Origin of the sequence: Pseudomonas jinjuensis (genome assembly GCF_900103845.1) — a bacterium.
Classification (GTDB): Bacteria; Pseudomonadota; Gammaproteobacteria; order Pseudomonadales; family Pseudomonadaceae; genus Pseudomonas; species Pseudomonas jinjuensis.
In genome coordinates this window covers 452661-477822 of record NZ_FNIJ01000001.1, presented here as the reverse complement: position 1 = coordinate 477822, position 25162 = coordinate 452661, and the positions used below count along the sequence as shown (strand labels likewise).

At 67.4% G+C, this 25162-nt stretch carries 18 protein-coding genes; 5 read left to right on the top strand and 13 right to left on the bottom strand.

The window, feature by feature from the left end; all coding sequences use genetic code 11:
* The first annotated feature begins 81 nt into the window (after positions 1-81).
* The 4 genes from xdhA (at position 82) to guaD (ending at position 6287) form a co-directional block, all read left to right on the top strand.
* The gene (gene xdhA / locus BLR75_RS02125) at positions 82-1545 is read left to right on the top strand and encodes a xanthine dehydrogenase small subunit (RefSeq protein ID WP_084310182.1); all 1464 of its coding nucleotides are present in this window, start codon (positions 82-84) and stop codon (positions 1543-1545) included.
* Positions 1538-3928 carry a xanthine dehydrogenase molybdopterin binding subunit gene (gene xdhB, locus BLR75_RS02120; protein WP_084310184.1) on the top strand — a complete coding sequence of 797 codons (2391 nt, stop codon included), beginning with the start codon at positions 1538-1540 and terminating at the stop codon, positions 3926-3928. The genes xdhA and xdhB overlap by 8 nt, the downstream gene beginning before the upstream one ends.
* 95 nt (positions 3929-4023) lie before the next feature.
* Entirely contained in the window at positions 4024-4848 is an 825-nt protein-coding gene (gene xdhC / locus BLR75_RS02115; protein WP_084310186.1) for a xanthine dehydrogenase accessory protein XdhC, read from the top strand.
* Between the two features lie 134 nt (positions 4849-4982).
* Complete coding sequence (guaD, locus tag BLR75_RS02110; RefSeq protein WP_084310188.1) at positions 4983-6287, top strand: guanine deaminase; 1305 nt, start codon at positions 4983-4985, stop codon at positions 6285-6287.
* Between the two features lie 244 nt (positions 6288-6531).
* Here the strand turns inward: guaD and BLR75_RS02105 are convergent, their stop codons facing one another.
* From BLR75_RS02105 to BLR75_RS02090, 4 genes are all read right to left on the bottom strand, one after another.
* Positions 6532-7767 carry an OprD family porin gene (locus BLR75_RS02105; protein ID WP_245726092.1) on the bottom strand — a complete coding sequence of 412 codons (1236 nt, stop codon included), beginning with the start codon at positions 7765-7767 and terminating at the stop codon, positions 6532-6534.
* 292 nt (positions 7768-8059) lie between these two features.
* Positions 8060-8992 carry a catechol 1,2-dioxygenase gene (gene catA / locus BLR75_RS02100; RefSeq protein WP_084310191.1) on the bottom strand — a complete coding sequence of 311 codons (933 nt, stop codon included), beginning with the start codon at positions 8990-8992 and terminating at the stop codon, positions 8060-8062.
* Positions 8993-9039: 47 nt separating this feature from the next.
* Positions 9040-9330, bottom strand: coding sequence for a muconolactone Delta-isomerase (catC, locus tag BLR75_RS02095; RefSeq protein WP_084310193.1), 291 nt, complete (start codon positions 9328-9330; stop codon positions 9040-9042).
* 41 nt (positions 9331-9371) lie between these two features.
* Positions 9372-10493: a muconate cycloisomerase family protein gene (locus BLR75_RS02090; protein ID WP_084310194.1), complete on the bottom strand. Its 1122-nt coding sequence runs from the start codon at positions 10491-10493 to the stop codon at positions 9372-9374.
* A 150-nt stretch (positions 10494-10643) separates the two neighbouring features.
* Here BLR75_RS02090 and BLR75_RS02085 point away from each other — a divergent pair, with 150 nt between their 5' ends.
* Positions 10644-11516 (top strand): LysR family transcriptional regulator, encoded by an 873-nt coding sequence (locus BLR75_RS02085; RefSeq protein ID WP_084310195.1) that lies wholly within the window; start codon positions 10644-10646, stop codon positions 11514-11516.
* Between the two features lie 8 nt (positions 11517-11524).
* Here BLR75_RS02085 and BLR75_RS02080 read toward each other — a convergent pair whose 3' ends face one another.
* From BLR75_RS02080 to BLR75_RS02040, 9 genes are all read right to left on the bottom strand, one after another.
* On the bottom strand, positions 11525-12742 hold the full coding sequence (locus tag BLR75_RS02080) for a benzoate/H(+) symporter BenE family transporter (protein WP_084310197.1): 1218 nt from the start codon (positions 12740-12742) through the stop codon (positions 11525-11527).
* Positions 12743-12819: 77 nt separating this feature from the next.
* Entirely contained in the window at positions 12820-14157 is a 1338-nt protein-coding gene (locus BLR75_RS02075; protein ID WP_084310199.1) for an MFS transporter, read from the bottom strand.
* Between the two features lie 156 nt (positions 14158-14313).
* Positions 14314-15090: a 1,6-dihydroxycyclohexa-2,4-diene-1-carboxylate dehydrogenase gene (locus BLR75_RS02070; protein WP_084310201.1), complete on the bottom strand. Its 777-nt coding sequence runs from the start codon at positions 15088-15090 to the stop codon at positions 14314-14316.
* Between the two features lie 247 nt (positions 15091-15337).
* Positions 15338-16351, bottom strand: coding sequence for a benzoate 1,2-dioxygenase electron transfer component BenC (gene benC, locus BLR75_RS02065; protein ID WP_084310203.1), 1014 nt, complete (start codon positions 16349-16351; stop codon positions 15338-15340).
* A gap of 10 nt (positions 16352-16361) precedes the next feature.
* Positions 16362-16850 carry a benzoate 1,2-dioxygenase small subunit gene (gene benB, locus BLR75_RS02060; RefSeq protein ID WP_084310205.1) on the bottom strand — a complete coding sequence of 163 codons (489 nt, stop codon included), beginning with the start codon at positions 16848-16850 and terminating at the stop codon, positions 16362-16364.
* Entirely contained in the window at positions 16850-18226 is a 1377-nt protein-coding gene (benA, locus tag BLR75_RS02055) for a benzoate 1,2-dioxygenase large subunit (protein WP_084310207.1), read from the bottom strand. The genes benB and benA overlap by 1 nt, the downstream gene beginning before the upstream one ends.
* A 324-nt stretch (positions 18227-18550) precedes the next feature.
* Positions 18551-19507 carry an AraC family transcriptional regulator gene (locus BLR75_RS02050; protein ID WP_084310209.1) on the bottom strand — a complete coding sequence of 319 codons (957 nt, stop codon included), beginning with the start codon at positions 19505-19507 and terminating at the stop codon, positions 18551-18553.
* A 223-nt stretch (positions 19508-19730) separates the two neighbouring features.
* Positions 19731-23396, bottom strand: coding sequence for a translocation/assembly module TamB domain-containing protein (locus tag BLR75_RS02045; protein WP_084310211.1), 3666 nt, complete (start codon positions 23394-23396; stop codon positions 19731-19733).
* On the bottom strand, positions 23396-25090 hold the full coding sequence (locus tag BLR75_RS02040; RefSeq protein WP_090415975.1) for an autotransporter assembly complex protein TamA: 1695 nt from the start codon (positions 25088-25090) through the stop codon (positions 23396-23398). Before BLR75_RS02040 ends, BLR75_RS02045 begins: the two co-directional genes overlap by 1 nt.
* Positions 25091-25162 lie beyond the last annotated feature (72 nt).

The following is a 25162-nucleotide window of genomic DNA, read 5'->3' as shown; positions in this document are numbered from 1 at the left end:
TGACTTGAAAGTCAGCTTTTCCTAGATTCGCTCCCATAGGCCCCCCGCCCAAAAACAAGAACCCGCCTGGAGGCATGCCCTGTGATCAGGTTCCTGCTCAACCGCGAGCTGCGAGTCGAAGACCGCCTCGACCCGAATCTCACCGTGCTCAACTACCTGCGCCAGAACCTCGGCAAGACCGGCACCAAGGAGGGCTGCGCCTCCGGTGACTGCGGCGCCTGCACCGTGGTGGTCGGCGAACTGGTCGGCGTGGAAGGCGCCGAGCGCATCCGCTACCGCACCCTCAATTCCTGCCTGACCTTCGTTTCCGCGCTGCACGGCAAGCAGCTCATCACCGTCGACGACCTCAAGCACCGCGGCGAACTGCACGGCGTGCAGCAGGCCATGGTGGATTGCCACGGTTCGCAGTGCGGTTTCTGCACTCCCGGCTTCGTCATGTCGATGTTCGCCCTGCAGAAGAATTCCACCGGCGAAACCGCCGAGCAGCGCAAGGTCGAAGCCTGCGAAGCCATGGCCGGCAACCTCTGCCGCTGCACCGGCTACCGGCCGATCCTCGACGCCGCCGAGCAGTCCTGCTGCCAGAAGCGCCCGGACCAGTTCGACGCCGCCGAAGCCCAGACCATCGCCCAGCTGAAGAGCATCGCCCCGCGCGAAACCGCCGAGCTGAACAGCGGCGACAAGCGCTGCCTGCTGCCGCTGACCATCGCCGACCTGGCCGACATCTACAGCGCCAACCCGCAGGCGCGCCTGCTGGCCGGCGGCACCGACCTGGCGCTGGAAGTCACCCAGTTCCACCGCGAGCTGCCGGTGATGATCTACGTCGGACATGTCGAGGAGATGAAACGCGTCGAGGTGCTGGTCGACCGCATCGAGATCGGCGCCGCCACCCCGCTCACCGACTGCTACGAAGCCCTCGCCCACGACTACCCGGATTTCGGCGAGCTGCTGCACCGCTTCGCCTCGCTGCAGATCCGCAACCAGGGCACCCTCGGCGGCAACATCGGCAACGCCTCGCCCATCGGCGACTCGCCGCCGCTCTTGATCGCCCTCGGCGCGCGCGTGGTGCTGCGCAAGGGCAGCGACAGCCGCGAACTGCCGATCGACGAATACTTCATCGACTACAAGGTCACCGCGCGCCAGGAAGGCGAGTTCATCGAGAAGGTCATCGTCCCGCGCCCGCAGGCCAACCAGGCGTTCCGCGCCTACAAGGTCTCCAAGCGCCTGGACGACGACATCTCCGCCGTCTGCGCGGCCCTCAGCCTGACCGTGGAGAACTGCCGGATCACCGCCGTGCGCACCGGCTTCGGCGGCATGGCGGCGATCCCGAAACGCGCCGCCGCCTGCGAGGCCGCGCTGCTCGGCCAGCCGTTCAGCGCCGCGACCTTCGAACGCGCCGCCGAGGCGCTGGCGGAGGACTTCACGCCGCTCAGCGACTTCCGCGCGAGCAAGGAATACCGCCTGCTCACCGCACAGAACCTGCTGCGCAAGTGCTTCTTCGAACTGGAAGCTCCGAAGGCCGTTACCCGGGTGACCGCATATGCATAAGCAACACAAGAGCCAGGAAGAACTGGCGGCGCTGTTCCGCGCCGACCTCACCACCGGCGTCGGCAAGAGCGTCAAGCACGAGAGCGCGCCCAAGCACGTGACCGGCGAGGCGATCTACATCGACGACCGCCTGGAATTCCCCAACCAGCTGCACGTCTACGCCCGCATGAGCGACCGCGCCCATGCGCGCATCACCAAACTGGACGTCACGCCCTGCTACCAGTTCCCCGGCGTCGCGATTGCGATTACCAAGGACGACGTGCCCGGCCAGCTGGACATCGGCCCGGTGGTGGCCGGCGACCCGCTGCTGGCGGACGGCAAGGTCGAGTACGTCGGCCAGGTGGTCCTGGCGGTCGCCGCCGACAGCCTGGAAACCGCGCGCAAGGCGGCGATGGCCGCCATCGTCGAATACGAGGACCTGGAGCCGGTGCTCGACGTGGTCGAGGCCTACCGCAAGAAGCATTTCGTGCTCGACAGCCACACCCACAGGATCGGCGACTCCGCCGCGCAACTGGCCACCGCGCCCAATCGCCTGCAGGGTACCCTGCACATCGGCGGGCAGGAACACTTCTACCTGGAGACGCAGATTTCCTCGGTGATGCCCAGCGAAGACGGCGGCATGATCGTCTACACCTCCACGCAGAACCCCACCGAGGTGCAGAAGCTGGTGGCCGAAGTACTGGGCATCTCCTTCAACAAGGTAGTGATCGACATGCGCCGCATGGGCGGCGGCTTCGGCGGCAAGGAAACCCAGGCCGCCGGCCCGGCCTGCCTGTGCGCGGTGATCGCCCACCTCACCGGGCGCCCGACCAAGATGCGCCTGCCGCGCGTGGAGGACATGACCGTCACCGGCAAGCGCCATCCGTTCTACGTCGAGTACGACGTCGGCTTCGACGACGACGGCCTGCTGCACGGCATCCAGCTCGACCTCGCCGGCAACTGCGGCTACTCCCCGGACCTCTCCGGCTCCATCGTCGACCGCGCCATGTTCCACTCGGACAACGCCTACTTCCTCGGCAACGCCACGGTCAACGGCCACCGCTGCAAGACCAACACCGCGTCGAACACCGCCTACCGCGGCTTCGGCGGCCCGCAGGGCATGGTCGCCATCGAGGAAGTGATGGAGGCCGTCGCCCGCCACCTCGGCAAGGACCCGCTGGACGTCCGCAAGCTCAACTACTACGGCAAGGACGAGCGCAACGTCACCCACTACCACCAGACCGTCGAGCACAACCTGCTGCAGGAAATGACCGCCGAACTGGAGGCCAGCGCCGAGTACGCCAAGCGCCGCGCCGAGATCCGCGAGTTCAACGCCAGCAGCCCGGTGCTGAAGAAGGGCCTGGCGATGACGCCGGTGAAATTCGGCATCAGCTTCACCGCCACCTTCCTCAACCAGGCCGGCGCGCTGATCCACATCTATACCGACGGCAGCATCCACCTGAACCACGGCGGCACCGAGATGGGCCAGGGCCTGAACACCAAGGTCGCGCAGGTGGTGGCGGAAGTCTTCCAGGTCGACATCGACCGCGTGCAGATCACCGCGACCAACACCGACAAGGTGCCCAACACCTCGCCGACCGCCGCCTCCTCCGGCGCCGACCTGAACGGCAAGGCCGCGCAGAACGCCGCCGAGATCATCAGGCAGCGCCTCGTCGAGTTCGCCGCCAGGCACTGGAAGGTCACCGAGGAAGACGTCGAATTCCGCAACAACCAGGTGCGCGTGCGCGACCGGATCATGCCCTTCGAGGACCTGATCCTGCAGGCCTACTACGGCCAGGTATCGCTCTCCTCCACCGGTTTCTACCGCACGCCGAAGATCTTCTACGACCGCGACAAGGCCAGCGGCCGGCCGTTCTACTACTACTCGTTCGGCGTGGCCTGCTCCGAGGTGATCGTCGATACCCTCACCGGCGAGTACCGGATGCTGCGCACCGACATCCTCCACGACGTCGGCGCCTCGCTGAACCCGGCCATCGACATCGGCCAGGTGGAAGGCGGCTTCGTCCAGGGCATGGGCTGGCTGACCATGGAAGAACTGGTGTGGAACGCCAAGGGCAAGCTGGTGACCAACGGCCCGGCGAGCTACAAGATCCCGGCCATCGCCGACATGCCGCTGGACCTGCGGGTGAAGCTGGTGGAAAACCGCAAGAACCCGGAGCAGACCGTGTTCCACTCCAAGGCCGTGGGCGAGCCGCCGTTCATGCTCGGCATCTCGGTGTGGTGCGCGATCAAGGACGCCGTCGCCAGCCTCGCCGACTACCGCGCCCATCCGCAGATCGACGCCCCGGCTACGCCGGAGCGGGTGCTGTGGGGCGTGGAGCAGATGCGCAGGTTGAAGGCGCAGCAGGCGGAGAAGACTCCCTCCGTCGCAGAGCCCGCATGACACACCCCCTGTAGGAGCGGGCCATGCCCGCGACCCGCGTTATTTCGCGGGCATGGCCCGCTCCTACAAAAGCCCAACCCCAGAGGTTGCCCCACATGAACTGGATCAACGCCCTCGCCGACCTGCAGCAACGCGGTGAACCCTGCGTGCTGGTGACCATCATCGAGGAACGCGGCTCCACCCCGCGCAATGCCGGCTCGAAGATGGTGGTGACCGCCGACGCCCTGTACGAAACCATCGGCGGCGGCCATCTGGAATTCAAGGCCATGCACATCGCCCGCGAGATGCTCGCCGAGCGCAGCCGCGATACCCGCCTGGAGCGCTTCAGCCTCGGCGCCAGCCTCGGCCAGTGCTGCGGCGGCGCCACCGTGCTGCTGTTCGAACCGATGGGCCAGCCGCAGGCGCATATCGCCGTATTCGGCGCCGGCCACGTCGGCCGAGCACTGGTGCCGCTGCTGGCGAGCCTGCCGTGCAAGGTCAGCTGGATCGATTCGCGGGAGAACGAATTCCCCGAGTCCATCCCCGCTGGCGTGAGTCGAATCATCAATGAAGACGTGGTCGACGAAGTGGAGAACATGCCCGCCGGCAGCTACTTCATCGTCATGACCCATAATCACCAACTGGACCTGGAACTGACCGCGGCGATCCTCAAGCGCGACGACTTCGCCTACTTCGGCCTGATCGGCTCGAAGACCAAGCGCGTGAAGTTCGAGCACCGCCTGCGCGAACGCGGCTTCGCCGGCGAGACCGTGCAGCGCATGCGCTGCCCGATGGGCCTCGCGGAGGTGAAGGGCAAGCTGCCGGTGGAGATCGCCATCTCCATCGCCGGCGAGGTGATCGCCGGCTACAACGCCACCTTTGGCGAGAAAGCGAATGTACCCCGACTGGTGCCCGAATCACGCCGCACCGCAGACGCATGAACGCAACTACGTAGGATGGGTGGAGCGAAGCGATACCCATCACCGAGCCGCCAATCGATGGGTATCGCCGCTCCGCGGCTCAACCCATCCTGCGAATACGGCGCGGAACCAATCTGCTTGCAACGAGAATGTCCATGACAACCAACGTCAAAGCCTATCGCTCCGCCATCCTGCACAGCATCGCCGACCCCGCCGAGGTCGGCGCCAAGCACTCCTACGAATACTTCGAAGACGGCCTGCTGGTCGTGGAAGACGGCAAGGTCGTCAATGTCGGCCATGCCAGCGACCTGCTGCCGAGCGTATGCGGCGTGGAGATCGTCGAATACCGCGACGCGCTGATCGTCCCCGGCTTCATCGACACCCACATCCACTACCCGCAGACCGGCATGATCGCCTCCTACGGCGAGCAGTTGCTGGACTGGCTGAACACCTACACCTTCCCCACCGAGCGTCAGTTCGCCGATCCGGCCCATGCCGCCGACGTCGCCGGCATCTTCCTCAAGGAACTGCTGCGCAACGGCACCACCACCGCGCTGGTGTTCGGCAGTGTGCATCCGCAGTCCGTCGATGCGTTCTTCTCCGCCGCCGGGAAGCTCGACCTGCGCATGATCGCCGGCAAGGTGATGATGGACCGCAACGCGCCGGACTACCTGACCGACACCGCCGAGACCAGCTATCGCGACAGCAAGGCGCTGATCGAACGCTGGCACGGCAAGGGCCGCCTGCTCTACGCGGTGACCCCGCGCTTCGCCCCGACCAGCACGCCCGAGCAGCTCGACGCCGCCGGCCGCCTGCTCAAGGAGCATCCGGGCGTGTACCTGCACACCCACCTCTCCGAGAACCGCAAGGAAATCGAGTGGGTGAAGGAGCTGTTCCCGGAGCGCAGCGGCTACCTGGACGTCTACGACCACCACGGCCTGCTCGGCCCGCGCTCGGTGTTCGCCCACGGCGTGCACCTGTGCGACGGCGAGTGCCAGCGCCTGTCCGAAACCGGTTCGGCGGTGGCGTTCTGCCCCACTTCCAACCTGTTCCTCGGCAGCGGTCTGTTCGACCTGGCGAAGCTGGAGAAGCACAAGGTCAAGGTCGGCCTGGGCACCGACGTCGGCGCCGGCACCAGCTTCTCCCAGCTGCAGTCGCTGAACGAGGCGTACAAGGTGATGCAGCTGCAGGGCAGCAAGCTCGATCCGTTCAAGTCGCTGTACCTGGCGACCCTCGGCGGCGCCCGCGCGCTGGAGCTGGACGACAGGATCGGCAGCTTCGCCAGCGGCAACGAGGCGGACTTCGTGGTCCTCGACCAGCACGCCACGCCGCTGCTGGAGTACCGCCTGCGTCAGGCTCGTGACCTGGAAGAGAAACTGTTCGCGCTGATCATGCTCGGCGACGACCGCACGGTGAAGGAAACCTTCGCCGCTGGCCGCTCCGTGCACCGCCGCGACTGACCCCCTTCGCCGCCCCGGCTGGCCCACGCTCAGAACCGACCGGCCGGGGCGGCCTTTTCTTCGTGCCGCGTTGTTGGCGGGTTGCACCCGCCCTACGGGGCGGCGTAATTCGGCGGAATCGATGGGTATCGCTGCGCTCAACGCCATCCTACGGAGCACGCGCTTTTCGTAGGATGGGTTGAGCTTGCGATACCCATCGATCAAGGCTATGCGCCAGCGTTATCCAGCGGCGCATTGGCATGCCTCAGAACAACTTCCAGGTGTAATTGAACACCAGCCGGTTCTCGTCGATGTCGGTGCGGTAGTTCGACCGCGCCATGACGTTGCGCACGCGCACGTTGAGCCCGGCCAGGGGACCGCTCTGCAGGGTGTAGCCGATGTCGAGGTCGCGTTCGCGGTCCTTGCCCTCGAAGCCCTGCCCGGTGTCGACGTTGTCGCCGGTGATGTAGCGCAGGGTGCTGGTCAGGCCGGGAATGCCGAGGGCGGTGAAGTCGTAGTCGTAGCGCACCTGCCAGGAGCGCTCGTCGGCGAAGGCGAACTCGTAGGTCGGCACCTCGTTGCCCAGCGGGCTGATGTTGGCGAACACGCGCGGGAACGAGCTGTCGCCGTAGATGCCCTGGTAGCCGAGGTAGAAGGTGTGCCCGCCGCGTTTGGCGGAGAACATCGAGTAGAGCGCCTGGTTGTCGATGCGGCCTAGCAGCTTCTTGCCATCCTCGTCGGCGTCGAAGTAGCCGAGGTTGGCGCCCAGCACCCAGTTGCCCACCGGCTGCGCATGCTTCAGGCCGAGGAAGCGCTGCGCGTAGATGTCCTCCAGCCGGCCGTAATGGGCGCTGACGCTGGTGCGCTTCTCGTTGAACGCATAGTCCGCGCCGGCGTAGTCGAAGGAATCGGCGCTGGCCTGGCGTTGCGGCACGTGGCCGAGCATCGCCTGCATCTTCTCGTCGCCGCCTTCGTTGCGCAGGTGGGTCGAGGTCAGGTGGCCGCCCTGCAGGGTCAGCCCGGCGATCTCGCCGGAAACGATGCTCGCGCCCTGGTAGCTCGGCGGCAGCAGGCGGATGTCGCTGAACACCAGTACCGGCACGTTGGGCTGCAGCTCGCCGACCTTCAGCTCGGTCTTCGAGAAACGCGCCTTGGCGGCGACGCCGAGGCGGCTGTAGTCGTCGGCGGCGCGGCCGTCGTCCCTGACCGGCAGCAGGCCGGTGTTGACCCGGTCCGGGCTGCTGTCGAGCTTGATGCCGAGCAGGCCGATGGCATCAAGGCCGAAGCCGACCGGGCCCGGCGTATAGCCCGACTGGAAGTTGAGGATGAAGCCCTGCGCCCACTCCTCCGCCTTCGACTGCTGGTTGGCGCCGACGATGTCGGAGTAGTCGCGGCTGAAGTAGTAGTTGCGCAGCTGGAGGGTCGCGCTGGAGCCCTCGATCAGGCCATCGGCGGCTGCCGCGGACTGGACGAGGCCGGCGCAGGCGCCGGCGGTCACCATGACACAGGTGATGCACGCATTGGTTTTCATATCGTCGCTCTTGTTTTTATTAGGACAAACGATTCCCTGCCGAGCGACCGAAGGCCGCGGCATCCGCAGAGCTGGGAGTGATCCGTTTTCAAGCCGGCGGCGGGACGCACCTCGTTGTGCTCCGGCGTCCCGCCGGCGGTCTATGGCTTCGGCGACCGGTCCGGCCTGGCCGGTCGCCTGCTTCGCTACGGTGCGCTGGTCGCGCCCCGTTCCACCTCAATGACCTGCCGCCAGGGCGGCGGCAGGTTCCTGCTCGCCGGCCTCAGGCGCCTTGCACCTGCAGGGCGCGCGGGCGATGGCTGCGCTGTTCGGCTTCGGCGTCGGCGGCCTTCTGCAGCTGGAAGTCGAACTGCAGCTCGGCGTAACGGCCGGCCACGCCACGCGCGCCGTCCTCGCGGAACTCGACCTCGCCGACCAGCCCGTCGCGGGTGGCGTAGGCGAAGTCGTCCCACAGGTACTGGTCGCCGGACAGGTTGATCTGGGTGGTCAGGTGGCGATAGCCCGGCGCCGAGATGAAGAAGTGGATGTGCGCCGGACGCTGGCCGTGGCGGCCGAGCTGGTCGAGGCATTCCTGGGTCGGGCCCTGCGGGTTGCAGCCGTAGCCGGACGGCACGATGCTGCGCGCGCGGTAGCGGCCTTCGGCGTCGGTGACGATGCGGCGGCGCAGGTTGTACTCGGACTGGCTCTGGTCGAAGTAGGAGTAGTTGCCCTTGGTGTTGGCATGCCACAGGTCGACGATGGCGCCGGCGACGGGGTTGCCGTCGAGGTCGAGCACCTGGCCTTCGAGGAACATCGGGGTGGCGACGCCCTCCTCGCTGCCGTCGTCCATGCGGGTTTCACCCTCGGCGAGCGGCGCGCCGGCCACGTACAGCGGGCCTTCGATGGTGCGCGGGGTGCCGCCGGTAAGGCCGGCCTGCTCGTCCTTGGCGTCCTGCAGCAGGTCGAGGAAGTGCTCGATGCCCAGGCCGGCCACCAGCAGGCCCGCCTCGTTCCTGCCGCCCAGGCGGTTCAGGTAGTCCACCGCGGTCCAGAACTCGTCGTCGCTGACCTCCAGGTCCTCGATGATCTTCGCGGTGTCCTGCAGGATGCGCAGGACGATGCGCTTCAGACGCGGGCTGCCCTGGTCGTTGCCGAAACCGGCGGCTTCCTCGAAGAACTTCTGGATGTCGGCAGTGTGGGAAATCTTCACGGTCATGATGGCTTGCCTCTTGTTTTTGTCCGGGTGTCTTTATCTGGTGAGAATCAGCGGTCGTCGGAGTGGATCGAGGACGGATGGCGGCAGAGCCCGTCGACCTCGATCTCCATGTAGGGGAACAGCGGCAGCTGCATCAGCGTGTCGTGTAGTTCCTCGACGCTGGCGAGGTCGAACACGCTGTAGTTGGCGTAGTGACCGGCGATGCGCCACAGGTGGCGCCACTTGCCCTCGCGCTGCAGGCGCTGGGCCAGTTCCTTCTCGTCGGCCTTGAGCTGGGCGGCCTTGGCCGGGTCCATGTCGACCGGCAGCTTCACGGTCATCTTCACGTGGAACAGCATCGGTTTTCTCCTCTATCGGGCATGCAGGGAAACAAGAGCGATCAGGGGCGACGGAAGCGCGCCAGGCGCTCTTCGTCGAGACTCAGGCCAAGGCCGGGGGTGCGCGGCACGTGCAGCTGGAAGTCGCGGTAGACCGGCGCCTCGGTAACGATCTCCTCGGTCAGCAGCAGCGGGCCGAACAGTTCGGTGGCCCAGGTCAGCTTGTTCAGGGTGAGGAAGGCATGCGCCGAGGCCAGGGTGCCGATGGCACCTTCCAGCATGGTCCCGCCGTACAGGGCGATGCCGGCCGCCTCGGCGATCTGCGCGGTGCGCAGCACGGCGCGGGGGCCGCCGTTCTTGGCGATCTTCAGGGCGAACACGCTGGCCGCGCCGTCGGCGGCGAGGCTGAAGGCGTCCTCGACGCTCTCGATGGATTCGTCGGCCATGATCGGCGCCGGGCTGCGCTGGTTCAGGCGGATCTGCCCACCACGGTTGATGCGAGAAATGGGCTGTTCGATCAGGTCGATGCCGTTCTCGCCGAGCACCTGGCAACCACGGATGGCCTGGGATTCGTCCCAGTACTGGTTGACGTCGACGCGCACGCTGGCGTGATCGCCGAGGGCCTTCTTGATCGCGACGACGTGCCTGAGGTCCTGCTCCAGCGGATTGGCGCCGATCTTCAGCTTGAAGATGCGATGGCGGCGGATCTCCAGCATGTGCTCGGCTTCGGCGATGTCGCGGGCGGTATCGCCGGAGGCCAGCGTCCAGGCCACTTCCAGGCTGTCGCGCACGCGGCCGCCGAGCAGTTCGCTGACCGGCAGGCCGAGGCGCTTGCCCTGGGCGTCGAGCAGCGCGCTCTCGATGCCGGACTTGGCGAAGGTGTTGCCCTTGGCGATCTTGTCCAGCTTCTGCATGGCCGCGTTGATGTTGCCCGCGTCCATGCCGAGCAGCGCCGGCGCCAGGTGGCTGTCGATGTTCCGCTTGATGCTTTCCGGGCTTTCGTTGCCGTAGGACAGGCCGCCGATGGTGGTCGACTCGCCGATGCCCTCGATGCCATCCGAGCAGCGCAGGCGGATGATCACCAGGGTCTGGTTCTGCATGGTGTGCATCGCCAGCTTGTGCGGGCGGATGGTTGGCAGGTCGACGATGATCGACTCGAGGCTTTCGATGACGGCGCTAGGCATGTTTCTTGTTCCGAAGTTGTGGTCCAGGCAATCGGGCCAGGCCCGGGTTGCGATACCTTTTGGGTTCTTTTCCTTCTGACCCAAGGATTGCGCTACAAGGACTCTGGAGTCCAATATCACCTCAGTCTGATTCCATACCCTGGAGGTATCATGGAGCTGAGACACCTGCGCTACTTCAAGGAAGTCGCGGAAACCCTCAACTTCACCCGCGCGGCGGAGCGCCTGCACATCGCCCAGCCGCCCCTCAGCCGGCAGATCCAGCAGCTCGAGGACCTGCTCGGCGTGGAACTGCTGGAGCGCGGCCGGCCGCTGCGCCTGACCGAGGCCGGGCGCTTCTTCTACGAGCAGAGCGGCACCCTGCTGCAACAGCTCGACAGCATCTGCGACAGCACCCGCCGCATCGGCCGCGGCCAGCGCCAGTGGCTGGGCATCGGCTTCGCCCCGTCGACCCTGTACGACGTGCTGCCGGAACTGATCCGCCAGCTGCGCGCCGACAGCGACCTGGAGCTCGGCCTGCAGGAAATGACCACCCTGCAGCAGGTCGAGGCGCTGAAGAGCGGGCGCATCGACATCGGCTTCGGCCGCATCCGCATCGACGACCCCATGATCCTCCAGCAGGTGCTCAGTGAAGACCCGCTGGTCGCCGCGCTGCCCACCGGCCATCCGCTGCTCGGCCAGCCGGTCAGCCTGGAGCGGCTGTCGCGGGAAGCCTTCGTGCTCTACCCGGCCAATCCGCGGCCGAGCTATGCCGACCACGTGCTGGCGCTGTTCGCCAACCATGGCCTGAGCATCCGCGTGGCGCAGTGGGCCAACGAGCTGCAGACCGCCATCGGCCTGGTCGCCGCCGGCCTCGGCGTGGCGCTGGTGCCGGGCTCGGTGCAGCAGCAGCACCGTCCGGACATCGGCTATGTGCCGCTGCTGGAAGCGGAAGCGGTATCGCCGATCATCCTCAGCCGCCGCGCCGGCGACGTCAGCACCCTGGTGCAGCGCTGCCTGGAGCTGATCGAGCGGGCGCGGGGCTGACAGGACATTCATTCGCCCGCGCCGTCCTTCGCCGCCGGCCATTCCCGCGCTGCCGGCTGCGGCAGGCGCGCCCGCGCCAGCACATGGGCGCCCAGGCCGAACGCCAGCCCCCAGAACGCCGACGACAGGCCGAGGAAGGACACCCCCGAGGCGGTGACCAGGAAGGTGAACAGCCCGGCGTCGCGTTCGGCGGGCACCATCGCGCTGCGGCTCAACGCCTCGCTGATGGCGCCGAACAGCGCCAGGCCGGCCAGTGCCGCGATCAGTTCGGCCGGGAAGGCGGCGAACAGCGACACCAGGGTCGCGCCGCCGATGCCGAACGCCAGGTACAGGACACTGCCGGACAGCGCCGCCACGTAGCGGCGCCGCGGGTCTTCGTGGGCCTCGGCGCTGGTGCAGAGGCTGGCGGTGACCGCCGCCAGGTTCAGGCCGTGGCAGCCGAACGGCGCCAGCAGCGCCCCGCCCACCGCGCTGGCGCTGACCAGTGGACTGGCCGGCGTCTGGTAGCCGGCGTTGCGCAGCACCGCCATGCCCGGCATGAACTGTCCGGTGAGCGCCACCAGCACCAGCGGCAGCGCCAGGTTGAGGGTGGCGTTCAGGCTGAATTCGGGGGCGATCCATTGTGGCGTGGCGAGGCCGAACACCAGCGCCTCGCTGCGGAAACCGCCGCCGAGCACGGTGATCGATAGGCCGACCAGCAGCACCGCCATCACCGCGTAGCGCGGCATCAGGCGGCGCATCAGCACGTAGACGGCGAACATCGCCAGCACCAGCAGCGGCTGCGCCGGCAGCGAGCGGAACACCTGGGCGCCGAAGCTGAACAGGATGCCGGCCTGCATGCCGGCGGCGATGGAGCCCGGCAGGCGGGCGATGATGCGGTCGAAGGCGCCGCTGAGGCCGATCGCCAGCAGGATCAGGTTGGCCACCAGGTAGGCGCCGATGGCCTGGTTCAGGCCGATCTCCGGCAGCATGGAAACCAGCAGCGCCGAGCCCGGGATCGACCAGGCGATCACCACCGGCACCCGGTAGCGCAGGCTGAGCAGGATGCCGAGCGCCGCGCTGCCGATGGAGATCGCCCAGACCCAGGACGACAGCAGTTCGTGGGACAGCTTCGCGCTGTCCGCCGCCTGGAAGATGATCACCAGCGGCCCGGCATAGGAAATCAGCGTGGCGATCATCCCCGCGATCAGGGCGGACAAGGAGAAATCACGCAGCAGGGCTTTCATGGAACCTCGCAGGACGCTTCGGCCTCGGTTGTGAAACGGGAGCGAATCCGGCGGACCCGCTCCCGGGTGGATGCCGGTCAGGCCTTGGCCGCCACCAGCGCCGCGGGCAGCGCGCTGCGGCGCTCGCTGGCGAGGTAGACGAGCATGGCCAGGGCAGCGACGGCGCCGGGGATGGCGAACGCCATGAAGTTCATCTGCAGCGGCAGGTTGATGCCCATCAGCGCGCCACCCAGCAGCGGGCCGACGATGGCGCCGTTGCGGCCGACGCCGGAGGCCCAGCCGAGGCCGGTGGAGCGGATGGTCAGGCCGTAGAGTTGCGCGGCGCCGGCATAGAGCAGGATCTGCGTGCCGATGGTGGTGGCGCCGGCAACGAAGATCAGCAGGTAGAGCACCGGGGTCGGGCTGTTGTAGCCGAGCAGGCTGATCGACGCGGCGGCCAGGGCGAAGAAGCCGACCATCACCTTGACCAGGTTGAAGCGGTCGCCCAGCCAGCCACCGAAGATGGCGCCGAACATTCCGCCGAAGTTCAGCGCGAGCAGGAACGACAGGCTCGAACCCAGGCTGTAGCCGGCGCTGGCCATCAGCTTCGGCAGCCAGGAGCTGAGCGCGTAGACCATCAGCAGGCAGCAGAAGAACGCCACCCAGATCGACAGGGTGCGCACGGCGCGACCCTCGCGGAACAGTTCGAGGACGGCGACGCCCTTGCCCTTGGTGTCGGCCATTTCCAGCACGTCGTCAGCCTGCAGCGCGCGGCTTTCGTCGACCCGGCCGAGGATGGCGCGAGCCTTGTCCTTGCGGCCCTGGCGCAGCAGGAAGCCGACGGATTCAGGCAGGAAATACAGGATCACCGGCAGCAGGAGCAGCGGCAGCGCGGCGGCGAAGAACATCGCCTGCCAGCCGAAGCGCGGCAGCATGTAGATGCCGATGCCGGCCGAGAGCATGCCGCCCAGCGAGTAGCCGCTGAACATGATGGCGACCAGGGTGCTGCGCAGTTTCTTCGGCGCGTACTCATTCATCAGCGCCACCGCGTTGGGCATCAGCCCGCCGCAGCCGAGGCCGGCGACGAAGCGGCAGATGCCGAACTCGGTCGGGCCGCTGGCGAAGCCGTTGAGGATGGTCGCGCCGCTGAACAGCGCGAAGCAGATGGCAATGCCCTTCCTGCGGCCGATCCTGTCGGCCAGGCTGCCGAACGCCAGCGCGCCGAACATCATGCCGAACAGCGCATAGCTGCCGAGGGCGCCGGCCTGCAGCGGGGTCAGGCCCCATTCCTTCATCAGCACCGGCAGGACCACGCCGTAGATGAACAGGTCGTAGCCGTCGAAGATGAGCAGCAACGCGCACAGGCACATCACCATCCAGTGGAAGCGGTTGAAGCGCGCGTTGTCGATGATCTGGTTCACGTCGATTTTTCGCATGGCATCTGTCTCTTGTTTTTGTTGTGTAGAAACCGTTTGGCCGAGCCGTAGCCCATGCCACCCGTAGGATGGGTTGAGCGCAGCGATACCCATCGATCCGGGGCGTGATGGGTATCGCCTACGGCTCAACCCATCCCACGAATCACGAATGGCGTGTTACCCGAGGTCCCCGCCACCCACCGGCAGCGTGACGCCGGTGATGTAGGAGGCCTCGTCGGAGGCCAGGAAGAGGATCGCCCCGGCCTGCTCGTCGATGGTCCCGTAGCGTTTCATCAGGCTGCTGTCGACGGTTTGGTCGACGATCTGCTGGTACCAGACCTTCTCCTCCGCGCTCTGCTCGGCGGCGTTGCGCGGAATACGCCGCGGCGGCGCCTCGGTGCCGCCCGGTGCGGTGGCGTTGACGCGGATGCCGCGCTCGGCGGTCTCGAAGGCCAGGCAGGCGGTCAGCGCGTTCACCCCGCCCTTGGCCGCGCCGTAGGGCACGCGGTTCACGCCGCGGGTGGCGATGGAGGAAACGTTGACGATGGCGCCGCTGCCCTGCTCCAGCATCGGCACCAGCGCCGCGCGGCAGCACCATAGGGTGGGGAACAGCGAGCGGCGCACTTCGGCCTCGATCTCGTGTTCCTGGTAGTGCTCGAACGGCTTGGCCCAGATGGTCCCGCCGACGTTGTTGACCAGGATGTCCAGCCGTCCGAAGCGCTGCACGGCCTCGTCGACCACGCGCTGGCACTCGGCGAAGCGTTCCAGGTCGGCGGTCAGGGTCAGCACCCTGCCGTCCTGGCCCAGCTGGTCGAGCAGCTCATGGACCAGCTCGGAGCGGTCCACCGCCACCAGCCGCGCGCCCTCTTCCAGCAGCCGCTCGGCGACCCGCCGGCCGATGCCCTGGGCGGCGCCGGTGACCAGGGCGATCTTGTTTTCGAATCTCTTGCTCATGGCAACCTCATTGATTGGTGCGGCGATGATTGCTGTAGGAGCGGGCCATGCCCGCGACCAACATCGGCGTGGTGTCATTCGCGGGCATGGCCCGCTCCTACAAGAGCCCGTCATCCCCGCCCATGCGGGGATCCAATAAACCGCCCCGTAGGATGGGTTGAGCGAAGCGATACCCATGCCGCATGGCGCGGGAATCGATGGGTTTCGCAAGCTCAACCCATCCTGCGGAGACCCCGCAGAACTCCTGTCAGGCCGCGCTCGCCGCGAACTTCTCGTAATAGAAATTCGCCGGCTGGACGCCCTGCTCGCGGATGTACTGGCTGACCGCTTCCACCATCGGCGGCGGGCCGCAGAGGTAGACGTCGACGTCGCCGCCGTTGAGGTGCGCAGGCGTGATGTGCTGGGTCACGTAGCCCTTCTGCGGGTAGCTGCTTTCCGGGTTGGCGACGCAGGCGCTCCAGGTGAAGTTGGGGATGCGTGCGGCGAAGTCGGCCAGGCGGTCCATTTCCACCAGGTCGAAGTCGTTGGTCACGCCGTAGATCAGGTGCAGCGGGTACTCGCTGCCCTGCGCGGCGATCTTCTCCAGCATCGCGGTGAACGGCGCCAGACCCGTGCCGCCGGCCAGCAGCAGCAGAGGACGCTTGATCTCGCGCAGGTAGAAGCTGCCCAGCGGGCCGGCCAGGGTCATTGAATCGCCGGCTTTCGCAAGACCGGTGAGGAAGCTGCTCATCAGGCCGCCCGGCACGTTGCGGATCAGGAAGCTGACCTCGCCGTCCTTCTGCAGCGAGCTGAAGGAATAGGCGCGGGTTTCGGCGCTGCCCGGGACCTGCAGGTTGACGTACTGCCCCGGCAGGAAGGCCAGCCTGCTCAGCGACTCGCCCTTGATCGACAGCGCGATGGTGCTCTCGGACAGCTGGCGAACCGCGCTGATGCTTGCTTCGAAGCTGGACTTCTGGGTCTTGCAGACGTCGGACGAGGCCGGCACGCGCACCACGCAGTCGCTCTCGGCGCGCATCTGGCAGGTCAGCACGTAGCCCTGGGCGGCTTCGTCCTCGGTCAGGGCGTCCTCGATGAAGTTGTCGCCCATGTCGTAGCGCCCCGCCTCGGCGAAGCACTTGCAGGTGCCGCAGGCGCCGTCGCGGCAGTCCAGCGGGATGTTCACGCCCTGGCGGTAGGCCGCATCGGCCACGGTCTCGCCGGCGTTGGCGTCGATGAAGCGGGTGACGCCGTCTTCGAAGTTCAGTGCGATCTGGAAGCTCATGTTCGTCACCTCAGATGTGGTAGATGTCGATGACCTGGCGGACGTAGTCGTTCTTCAGAACGACCTTCTTCGCCTTGATCAGCGGCTGCTCGCCGCGCACGTCGAGGGTGTAGAAGCTGGTGCCGAAGTAGCTGTCCGTGGTCTTGTAGCGGAAGCTCAGGGTGTGCCAGTTGAAACGCAGCTGGCACAGGCCGTCGGCGACTTCGAGGATTTCCAGGTTGCTGATGTTGTGCGAGGTGCGGGTGTCCGGCATGGTCGCGCTGGAGCGATCGGTCTTGATGCGGAACACCCGGTCTTCCAGGCCGCCACGGTTGCCGTACCAGATCAGCGAGATTTCGGTCTGCGGGTCTTCGGTCAGCTCGTCGCGGTCGTCCCAGGACGGCATCCAGAAGGTGGCGTCCGGGGCGTACAGCTCCAGCCACTCGTCCCACTGCTTGTCGTCCAGGTAGCGCGCTTCGCGGTAGAGGAAGTCGCGCACGGCTTCGTAGGAAATGCTCATCACACGGCCTCCTCTTGAACCGGCTGGAGGGGAATCTGCTTCGCCTGTTCGGCCTGCAGGGCGGCGATCATCGCCTCCTGCCAGTACTTGTGCTGCAGCACGAACAGGCCTTCGTCCTCGGTGCGCACGCCGGACATCAGCGGATGCAGGTCGATTTCCCTGGCCGCTTCGTCGGCGCCATGGATCCAGTGGGCGGCACCGCGGGACATGTCGTTCCAGGCGGTGACGCTGCCCTGGTAGCCCTGCTGGCAGGAGCGGAACTCTTCCAGGTCGTCCGGAGTGGCCATGCCGCTGACGTTGAAGAAGTCCTCGTACTGGCGGATGCGGCGGGCGCGAGCCTCGGTGCTCTCGCCCCTGGGCGCGATGCAGTAGATGGTGATTTCGGTGCGGTTCACCGAGATCGGCCGGGCGATGCGGATCTGCGAGCTGAACTGGTCCATCAGGTACACGTTCGGGTACAGGCAGAGGTTGCGCGAGTTCTGGATCATCCAGTCGGCGCGGGCCTGGCCGAACTGGCTGGCCAGCTCATCGCGGCGCTCGAAGGCCGGACGGTCTTCCGGGTTGGCCCAGCGGGTCCAGAGCAGCAGGTGGCCCTTGTCGAAGGAGTAGAAGCCGCCGCCGTTCTTGGCCCAGCCGCCGGCGCTCATGGTCTTCACTTCTTCGCCGGCGTCGCGCACCTTGCGCTGGTTCTGGGTGGCCGCGTAGTTCCAGTGCACGGAGCTTACGTGGTAGCCGTCGGCGCCGTTCTCGGCGGTCAGCTTCCAGTTGCCTTCGTAGATGTAGCTGGAGGAGCCGCGCAGGACTTCCAGGCCTTCCGGCGACTGGTCGACGATCATGTCGATGATCTTCGCCGACTCGCCCAGGTGCTCGACCAGCGGCGGCACGTCCGGGTTCAGGCTGCCGAACAGGAAGCCGCGATAGGACTCGAAGCGCGCGACCCTGGTCAGGTCATGGGAGCCGTCGCAGTTGAAGCTTTCCGGATAGCCGGCGTTGGCCGGGTCCTTCACCTTCAGCAGCTTGCCGGAGTTGTTGAAGGTCCAGCCGTGGAACGGGCAGGTGTAGCTGGAACGGTTGCCGCTCTTGTGCCGGCAGAGCATGGCGCCCTTGTGGCTGCAGGCATTGATGAAGGCGTTGAGCTCGCCGTCCTTGTTGCGCGCGATGAAGACCGACTGGCGGCCCATCATGGTGGTCAGGAAGTCGTTCTTCTCGGGGATCTGGCTTTCGTGGGCGAGATACAGCCAGTTGCCCTCGAAGATGTGCTTCATCTCCAGTTCGAACAGGCGGGGGTCGGTGAACATCTCGCGCTTGCAGCGGAAGACCCCTTTTTCGGCGTCATCTTCAAGCAGGGAATGCAGGTAGTCGATACCCAGGGACATGGCCGGGGCCTCCGTTGTTTTTGTGTTCAGGCAGGGCCAGATTAGGGAGGCTTGGGGCGCGGCAATATCCGCTTTCTGCAGAGTGCTATCCGTTTTTTGCAGGGGGTGTAACGGGGGATGGATAAAGTGGAGATTGCGTGGGAATGGCGCGTGCGGACGCGGGAGCGTCCGGGGATGCATTCCCACGCGGGAGCGTGGGAACGATGGTGAACGTGGTCGCGGGCATGGCCCGCTCCTACAGGATTCGCGAGCTTGCTCGCGGAATTTTTTGCCAGGAAGCGCTGAGGCGTTTTTTGTAGGAGCGGGCCATGCCCGCGACAAGGCTCAACCGCGGCGCTTGAACGTCTCGGAAGGCAGCTCGCCGAACTGCTGCCGATACGCCTCGGAGAACCGCCCGAGGTGCAGGAAGCCGTAGTCCAGCGCCAGTTCGGTGACGTTGCGCACGTTGCAGCTGGCGTCCCCGAGGCAGGCGTGGATGCGTTCCAGCTTGCGGGTGCGGATGTACTGCTTCGGCGTCACCCGCACGTGCCGCTCGAACAGCCCGTACAGCGAACGCAGGCTCACCTGCGCCTGGCGCGCCAGCTCCTCGACGTCGATGTCCTGCTTGAGGTTGCGCTCGATGTAGTCGTCGATGCGCTCGAACGAGGCCATGGGGCTCGCCAGGCATTCGCGGCTGACGTTGGTCTTCATCAGGGTGAGCAGCTTGCTGGCGACGATCTGCTGGTAGTGCTCCTCGATGCGCGGCAGGCGCTCGCTGGATTCGGCTTCCAGGCAGACCATCGACAGCAGGTTGACGAAGCCTTCCAGCTCGCCGAGCTGGTAGCGGTTCTCCATGAAGCGCACGCCCTGGCGCGGGTGCTGCCAGCGCTGTTCGGAGCAGATCGATTCGATCACCGCGGTGGGAATCTTCAGGATGAATTTCTCGCAGTCCGCCGAATAGGTCAGGTCGACCGGGTCGTCCGGGTTGATCAGCAGCAGCTCGCCGGGCACCAGGTAGTGCTCCTGGCGATGGCCGCGCCACAGGCAGTTGCCGCGCAGGAGGATCTGCAGGTGGTAGATGGTCTCCAGCGCCTCAGAGGTGACGTGCACGGCGGCGCCGTAGCTGATCCGGCACAGGTCGAGGCTGGCGAACTTGCGGTGGTTGAGGCTGGCGTCGGGGCTGCCGTGGGCCGGCAGGCGGATGCAGTGGGTGCCCACGTGCTGGTTCACATAACCGGACACCGCATAGGGGTCGGCATGCTCGAACACTTGGCTACGCTCGCTCAGCAGGCGGCTATCCATAGGGCAGGCACTCACGCTCTCTTGTTGTAGTCCCCGCGTTCTGCGACGCGGCTCTGATGCAGGACAGTCTAACCGTCGTCCCCGCACTGCAAACGGGGCAAGGACCAGCGGTACCGCCCCGAATCCGGCGAAGCCTACGGAGACGCCCACTCCAGAGCAATTCGACTTCTTTACAAGATGTGCGATCAGCGAACGCTTTGCGCAGCCCGCAGCAATCGCGGGCTCAGAAATCGCGCTTGAAGAACAGGTCCAGCGAGCTCGCCAGTCCGCTGGCCGCCTCGAGATAGAGGCGCTTGGTGAGGATGTAGCGCAGGGCGATGGTGTTGGCCGGTTCGAACACGCCGACGCCGTAGCGCAGGCTCAGGCGATCGGACAACTGGCCGCTGGCGACCACGCTGGTGCTCTCGCCGCTGCCCTCGGTGTCCAGCTGGAAATCCTGGATGCCCAAGCGCTGCGCCACCTTGCCGGCGATCGGCGCGCTGCCGGCGAGGCCGAGCGCCAGGGCCGCCTGGCCGAGCATGTTGCTGTCTTCGCCGGTGCTCAGCGGCCGTCCCAGCACCAGGTAGGACAGCGCCTGCTCCTGGCTCATCGCCGGTTCGGAGAACACCTCGCTGCGCGGCTGGTCGGCGTTGCCGGTCAGGCGCAGGCCGGCGGTGACGTCGTCGACCTTGCGGATCGCCTCGATGTCCAGGTACGGCTGGTCGATCGGCCCGGCGAACAGCAGGCGCGCGCGGCGGATGACCAGGCGCTGGCCATAGGCGCGGTAGCGGCCCTTGTTCAGCTGCAGCTCGCCGCGGGTATCCAGGTTGTCGCCGACGTGCACGTGGCCGGCCAGTTCGGCGGTCAGGCCGAAGCCGGAGAAGGCCAGCTTGTCCTGCCCCACCTCGACGTCCACGTCCATCGCCAGCGCGGTGGTCTTCTTCTCCTCTGCCTGGGCGCCGACTATCACGGTGTCGTCGGACACCTTCACCGTCGACGGCGGCAACTGGCGGATGGTGATGTCGCCGCGCGGCACCCGCACCTTGCCGGAGATCGCCAACCGCTCGCCGGCCATGCGCACGGCGAGGTCGGGCTCCACTTCGAGGTTGGCGTAGGGTTCGACGGTGACCGGCAGGCGATTGCCGCGCAGCGCCAGGTCGACGTCCAGCCCCTGGGCCCAGGCGATCTGCCCGGACAGGCTGCCGTTGCCCTGCGCGCCGGCCGTCCAGTTGCCGCTGATCTGCACCTGCTCGCCGGCGATGCGCGCCTCGACCTGCAGCTGTTCCAGGCGGGTCGGTAGGTCGCCGCCGGAGATTTCGCCATCGCGCAGCCGCAGCAGGCCGTCCACCCGCGGCGCCAGCAGGGTGCCGGAAATCCGCCCGCTGCCGTCGAGCTGGCCCTGCAGGGTCTCCACCATCGGCACGAACGGCCGCGCCACCGCCAGTTGCAGGCCGCTCAGTTCGAAGCTGCCGGAGACCGGCTTGTCCTTCGGCCGCGGATCGATCCGGGTCTGCACCTCCAGGGTGCCGAGGCGTTCGCCGCGGAACACCAGGCTGGTATCCACCTGTCGCGGCGTCAGGCGGCTTTCCAGGCGCAGGCTCTGGTAGGGGAAGTCGACCCACTCGTCGTCCTCCTTCAGGCGCAGGGTGCCGTTGCCGGCATCGAGCAGGATGTTGCCGCTGGGACCTGCGGCCGGCAGGTCGAGCTGCACGTCGCCGTCGAGCTTGCCCTGCCAGGCGAATTCCTCCGGCAGCCAGCGCGCCAGGCTGTCCAGCGGGAAGTCGCGCAGGTGGAAGCGCAGCCGCGGGTCCGGCTGCAGGCGCGAATCCTCGCCGCACAGGCTGGCCGCGCCGGCGACCCAGCAGTGCGCGCCGAGGTTGATCCGCCCGTCGGCCAGCCGTTCCAGGCGCGCCGGCTGCTGCAGGCGCCAGTCCTGGCCGCCGCTCTGCAGCTGCCCTTTGGCCAGTTGCCCGCGCCAGTTGCGGCCGTCCCAGTTGCCGGCGAAGTCCAGCGCCAGCACCAGCGGCCGGCCCTGCAGGTCGAGGCTGAGCTGCTGGCGCTGCTGCGTACCCTCGGCAGTGGCGGTGAGCGTGCCGAAGTTGCTGTCGCCGGAGCGCAGGCCCTCGGCGCGCAGGTCCAGCTTGCCGCGCTGGGCGGCGTCGAGAGTGGCGCCGAGGGTGAGATTGCGCACACGCTGGTCGGCATAGGCGACGCGCTGGCCGCTCAGCTGCAGCTTGCCCTGCGGTGCCTGCAGCGTGCCGGCGAGGTCGAGGCGGCCGGCGAGGCGCCCGGAAAGCTGCGGCCACAGCTGGCCGAGCCGTTCCAGGGCGATATCCAGTTGCCCGGCCAGGCGCCCGTCCACTTCGCCCTTGCCGCTCACCCGGTTGTCGCCCAGGCGCAGGTCGAGGGCGTCGAGCCGCCAGTCCTCGCCGGTGCCGCGGGCATCGGCCTTGAACAGCGCCGGCTGGTTGCGCAGGCGGCCCTGCAGGTCGAGCTGGGCGTCGAGGCGCAGCGTGCCGTCCTTCAGCTCGCCGGTGCTGCGCAGCGGGCCGCCGAGCCGGCCGGGCATTTCCTTCAGCCAGTAGGAAGGGTCGAGATCGCTCAGGTCCAGCGCCGCCTCCCAGGCCAGCGCATCGGCGAAGCGCAGGCCGAGCTTGCCCTCGGCCTTGCCCTGCCCCGCCTGCAGTTTCAGCGAGGGCAGATGGACCTGGGTGAGATCGCCGGACACCGGGCTGGCCAGGGTGAAGGCGCCGGCCGGGCCGTTCAGTGCGGCGTCGAAATTGCCGAGATAGCTGCCATCGGCGTACTGCACCTCGGCGGCGAGGCTATGCAGCGCCACCGGCGGTTCCTCGACGTCCGGATACAGGCGGCGCCAGGGGAAGTCCAGCCAGTCCAGTCTGGCATTGGCGGCGAAGCCTTCTTCCCAGTCCAGCCGGCCATTGAGCTTGACCCGCTGCTCCGGCGCCGCGCTGAGGTCCAGCGCGGCAATATCCGCGCCCCTGGCATCCACGCGGCCGTTCAGCGCCAGGGCGACGTCGCCGCCCTCGCCCGGCAGCGTGGCGCTGCCCTGCACGCGGTAGCCGGCGTTCAGGTCGCCTTCGGCATCCAGCAGCAGCTTGTCGAGGGTCAGGGTGTCCGGCAGGTCGGCGGCGGCCTTGAAGCCGTCGGCGGTCAGGCGCGCCTTGGCCGGCAAACCTTCGGCCAGCGGCTGCAGGTCGCCCTGCAGATGGCCCTTCAGGTAGCCGCTGCTGTCGGCCTCCAGCAGCAGATGGCCGAGCAGTTCGCCCTTCGCCTCGAGATCGAGGGTCCACGGCTTGCCATCCATGGGCGGCAGGCCGACCTTGCCCTGCACTTCCAGCGGCCAGTTGCCCTCGGGCCTGAGCAGCCCGGAGAGCTGGACGGACAGCTCGTCCCGCGCCAGGGACAGCGAATCGATGCGCATCCCCTCGCCATCCCAGTGGGCGGCGGCGTGCAGTTTCTGCAACTGGTCGCTGCCATCGAGGCGGAAGCTGCCCAGGCGCAGCTCGCCGATCCGGATCGCCAGCGGCAGGCGCAGGACCGGCAGGCTGAGCGGTTCGCTGCTTTCCTCCGGAGGGGTGTCCGGCAGGACGAGGTCGATGCGTTCGGCGATCACCTTGTCCAGGCACAGCGTGCGGCGCAGCAGGCAGGACGGGGACCAGTCCAGTTCCGGCTGGTCGACGGCCAGGCGCGTGTCGGCGTCGCTCCACGCCAGGCTGCGGGCGCTCCAGTGTCCGCCGAGGCGGCCCTGGAAGCCGTCCACCGCCAGGCCGGGAACCCAGCCCAGGGCCAGGCGGCTGCCGGTCTCGCTGCCAAGCAGCACGGCGAGCACCGCGGCCAGCAGCACCAGCAGGCCGAGCAGCGCGCCGAGGGTCCATTTCAGCGCCTTCATCAGAGTTCCGGTCCCATGGAGAAGTGGATGCGGAAGCCGCCGCCCTCGTCGAGGCCGTTGGCGAGGTCGAGGCGCAGCGGGCCGACCGGCGACACCCAGCGCACGCCGATGCCGACGCCGGTCTTGATCTGCGGCGCATTGAGCGAATCGAAGGCGTTGCCCTCGTCGACGAAGGCGGCGACGCGCCAGCGCTCGGCGATGGGGAACTGGTACTCGACGCTGCCGGCGACCATGTAGCGGGCGCCGATCTTGTCGCCGTCGGAGTTCTCCGGCGACAGGGTCTGGTAATCGTAGCCGCGCACGCTCTGGTCGCCGCCGGCGTAGAAACGCAGCGACGGCGGGATGCTCGAATAGTCGTTGGTGGCGATGCCGCCGACCTGCACGCGGCCGAGCAGGCGGTGGCCGCCGAGGAAGGTGGTGACGCCCTTGGCCAGGGCGTTGACGTGGACGAGGTCGGCGTCGGCCAGCAGGTCCTGCTTGGCGCCCTTGACCGCCAGTTGCAGACGGTAGCCGCGGCCGGGGTCGACCTTGTTGTCCGCCTTGAGGATCGACCAGGCGATGCCCGGCATCAGGAAGCTGCTCAGGCCGCTGTCCTCGCCGAGCTTGAATTCCTCGCGCTGCCAGGTCAGCGAAAGGGCGCGCTGCCAGCCGTTGTCCAGCTTGTGCTGCCATTCGCCGCCGAGGGTCAGCAGCTTGCTCTCGGTGTCCACCAGGTCCTCGAACTGGTAGCCGCTGGTGAAGCGCAGCTTGTCGGTGAGCGGCGGATCGAGGGGGATTTCGTACCAGGCGCCGACGTTCTGCCGCGGCGCCGACACTTCCATCTCCGCGCCCAGGCTGTGCCCCTGCGGGTTGACCCAGTGGCGCGTCCAGGTGAAGCGGGCGCGCGGCCCGACGTCGGTCGAGAAGCCCAGGCCCACGCCCATGCTGCGCGGCTTGCGCGCCTGCAGCTGGACGTCCACCGGCAGCACGTCCGCCGCGAGGCGGGTGGGCGTGGTGTCGACCCGCACGCCGTCGAAATAGCCGCTGGACTGCAGCGCCTGGTTGAGGTCGGCGATCAGTTCGGAGTCGTAGGGGTCGCCCTCCTTGAACGGCACCATGCGCTGCAGCAGTTCCTCGTCGAACGGATGGTCGCCGCTGAAGGTGACCTTGCCCAGCCGCGCACGCGGGCCGCTGGCGTAGATCAGCTCGATATCGGCGAAACCGGCCTGCGGGTCGACGCGCAACTGCTGGCTGGTGAACTGGCCGCGGAAGAAGCCGAAGCGCGACGCCTGGTTCTGGATCAGCCGCTTGGCGTCGTCGTAGGCGCCGTGGTTGAGCTGCGCGCCAGGCTTCAGCGCGTCGCCGTCGGGCACCTGGAAGCTCTTCAGCTGCGCCGCCGGGCCTTCCACGCGGATCACCACCGAGCGCAGGCGCACCGGCTCGCCGGGGGTGACGTTGATGCGCAGGGTCGGCTGCTTGCCGTCGCGCACCCTGGCGCGGATGCGCGCCTGGTAGTAGCCGAGCGCCTGGGCGGCCTTGCGCGCCTGCTCCTGGGCGCTGCGGCGGAAGCGGCGCAGGGCTTTTTCATCACGCTCGCCAAGATCGCCCACATAGGCCTCTATGTTGGCCTTGAGTTCGGAATTGGCGGGGGTGATGCGAACGTCGAGACGGCTTTCCGCCCGGGCCGTGCCGATCAGCAGCAGCGCCACGAGCATCAGCCAGGGCAATCCTTGGACAGATCTCATGGCTCGAATGCTAGCACGCGAGAGCGCGGCCGGTCGGTCAAA